This window comes from Vibrio sp. 10N.222.48.A3 (genome assembly GCF_041475345.1).
GTDB lineage: Bacteria > Pseudomonadota > Gammaproteobacteria > Enterobacterales > Vibrionaceae > Vibrio > Vibrio tasmaniensis_A.
In genome coordinates this window covers 1-1,116 of the sequence record NZ_JBFRVX010001249.1, presented here as the reverse complement: position 1 = coordinate 1,116, position 1,116 = coordinate 1, and the positions used below count along the sequence as shown (strand labels likewise).

Below are 1,116 nucleotides of genomic sequence, written 5' to 3'. Positions count from 1 at the left end.
GTGGTGCACTTTGATATCCCACGCAACATCGAATCTTACTATCAAGAGACAGGCCGTGCAGGTCGTGATGGCTTACCTGCTGAAGCGATGATGTTGTTTGACCCGGCTGATATGGGTTGGCTGCGTCGTATGCTTGATGAGAAAGAAGAAGGCCCGCAAAAACAAGTTGAGATGCACAAGCTGAACGCGATGAGTGCCTTTGCCGAAGCGCAAACGTGTCGTCGTCAGGTGCTGCTCAACTACTTTGGCGAATATCGCGAGAAGCAATGTGGTAACTGCGATATCTGCTTAGATCCACCAAAACACTTTGATGCGACCCAAGAGGCGCAGAAGGCGTTGTCTTGTGTGTACCGCGTTAATCAGTCATTTGGTATGGGCTATGTGGTCGAAGTGATGCGCGGTATGCAGAACATCCGTGTACGCGATAATGGTCACGACAAGCTTTCTACCTACGGTATTGGCCGCGACCATAGCCATGATTACTGGATCAGTATCTTCCGTCAGCTGATTCACAAAGGTTTGTTGTTCCAAAACATCACTCGTAACTCAACATTACAGTTAACAGAAGAAGCTCGACCGCTATTGCGTGGTGAGATGTCTTTGGAGTTGGCTGTACCTCGTTTAGATACAGCAGTGCGTAATGCGAAGTCCGATAAACTAAGCAGCAAGAACTACGATAAGAAGCTGTTTGCCAAACTGCGTAAGCTGCGTAAGTCGATTGCTGATGAAGATGGTTTGCCACCATACGTGGTATTCAGTGATGCGACGCTGATTGATATGGCCGAAATCCTACCCACATCTTATGGCGAGATGCTGGCGGTAAATGGCGTTGGTCAGCGTAAACTTGATAAGTACGCAGACCCATTCTTAGATTTGATTCAAGAACACATCACCACACACGGCTAGCTTGCAAGAAACGACTAGCTTATAAAAACGATTGGCTTATAGAAAAAGAATAAGGTTGATAGGGACATGACAACACCAACAGAATTTGGCTTAAGAGAGTATTTGGCTGAGGAAGGGCGTTTATTGATTACGTCTCCAAGTTTTGATTTTGATTCTTATGAAGTGCTAGGTGAAAAGCTGGTGGCGTTGCTGTCAGCTTCTGTTGTTGAA

2 protein-coding genes are annotated in these 1,116 nt (G+C 46.3%); both read left to right on the top strand.

The features are described 5' to 3' along the window. The coding region (locus tag AB4653_RS25390) for an RQC domain-containing protein (RefSeq protein WP_372105608.1) at nt 1–906 on the top strand (906 nt) is incomplete at its 5' end. Nucleotides 907–972: 66 nt separating this feature from the next. Then, nucleotides 973–1,116, top strand: a 144-nt coding sequence (locus AB4653_RS25385) for a DUF3630 family protein (RefSeq protein WP_372105609.1), incomplete at its 3' end; no start/stop codon positions are given.